At 39.7% G+C, this 2,053-nt stretch carries 1 protein-coding gene; it reads left to right on the plus strand.

The window, feature by feature from the left end; all coding sequences use genetic code 11:
* On the plus strand, positions 1-2,053 hold a 2,053-nt coding region (locus Q0838_RS14120), incomplete at both ends, for an SdrD B-like domain-containing protein (RefSeq protein ID WP_298956531.1).

The following is a 2,053-nucleotide window of genomic DNA, read 5'->3' on the forward strand; positions in this document are numbered from 1 at the left end:
CGCAACCGTGGATATTGACGAGACTACCTTACCAACCGGAGCAGTTCAAACAGAAGGAACAGACCCAACCACGGTAATCGTAGCATCTGGTACAACAGTAGTTGAAGAAGATAACGGAATATTCACCCCTATGCCTAATCTTAATGTTGTTAAAACAGCAGGTGCAGTGGTAGATGTGAACATGAATGGTATTAATGACGCGGGAGATACGATTACTTATAGTTTCAGTATTACCAATAATGGTAATGTAGAAATTCGCGATGTTGTAATTAGCGATGCATTATTAAGTTTGGTTAATGAACCTGTTACTCCTAGTGTTCTTGCTGTTGGTCAGAGTGGTGTAATTGGAAACCAGACTTATATGGTTACTTCTTCAGATGTTTCTAATGGACGTGTAGTTAATACTGCAGTAGGTTCTGGTGAAGCGTTTGATACTAACGGTAATTCTGCAGGTCCTGTTTCAGATGACTCGGATGATCCTAACAATGTTTCTGACGCAAACCCTGATGGTGATAGTGATCCAGATGATCCAACTGTCGTTCCTCTCGGTACTAATGGTATTTTCAACGGTGTTGTTTTTGACGATGCAAACGGAAATGGAGTTCAGGATATGGGTGAAATGGGATTAGGAGGAGTAACAGTAAATGTTACAGATTCAACCATGGCAGTAGTTACCGTATTTACTAATCCTGATGGAACTTGGTCTGTCGTTGTTCCTGCTGGAACTCCTACCGCAGATATAGATGAGACCACCCTACCTAATGGTGGTTCTGAAATTCAAACAGCTGGTACAAACCCTACAACAGTTACTGTAGGTGTAGGAGAAAATGTTGGACAACCAGCAGACGGTTTCTTTAATGCAATGCCTAATTTAGAGCTAGAAAAAATCAGTGGTGGTATTGTGGACGCAAACATGAATGGATTGGTAGATGCAGGAGATACAATTACATATAGTTTTGTTGTAAATAACAATGGTAATGTAGAGGTTCGTAACGCTGTCGTAAATGATATGATTATTGGTATGACTGGTGTTTCTGTAACTCCTTCTACTATACCAGCTGGAGGAACAGGTACAGTGCCTGATTATGTATACGTTTTATTACAAGCAGATATCGATAATGGACAAATTGTGAATACAGCTGTTCTTAGCGGTGATGCATTTGATCCTAATGGAGATGGTTTGGGGCCAGTATCAGATAATTCTGATGATCCAAATAATGATATGGATTCTGATCCTGATGGGGACGGTGATCCTGATGACCCTACTATCACTGATCTTAGTCAGCCTAATCTCGCTTTCGCGAAAGCGGATACATATACAGATATTAATAACAATGGTATAGTTGATACTCTTGATACGATTACTTATAATTTTACGGTAACAAATACTGGTAATACGGTTGTAACAGGTGTTTCTATTGACGATTCTGTTATAGGTGTCTCTAACTTAATTGTAACTCCTTCGACACTTAATCCTGGTGATTTCGGTAGTGCAATGGTTACTTATAATATAACTGCTGCAGATATTTCGGCAGGTGAAGTTAGAAATACTGCTCAGGTAACCGGTCAAACTACAGATAGTCAAGGTAATATTTTACCAGACGTTTCAGATGATTCTGATGATCCAGATGATACTATTAACGTAGACAATGATGGTGATGGTGACTTTGAAGATCCAACGGTATTTGTTATAGAGCAAAATGGATTATTAACTGGAACAGTATTCGATGATCAGAACGGAAATGGCGTACAAGACCTTGGTGAGCCAGGAATAGAAGGAGTAGATGTTGTAATTACTGATGAAGGAGGTATTTCTCAATTTGTTACTACTGATGCTGATGGTAATTGGATAGCAGTTGTGCCATCTGGTGTAGCTATCGTTAATGTTCAAGACCCTATCGATTCTACTTTAACCACCGTAGATTCAGATCCTGAAAATGTTACGGTTGTTGCCGGTTCAGAACAATCTACGAGCGATGATGGTTATACCGATCCACTAACAAGTGGAACAGTAAGCGGTGTGGTATTCGATGATCAAAACGGAAACGGAATA

The sequence above is a fragment of the uncultured Nonlabens sp. genome, from assembly GCF_947495285.1.
Lineage (GTDB): Bacteria > Bacteroidota > Bacteroidia > Flavobacteriales > Flavobacteriaceae > Nonlabens.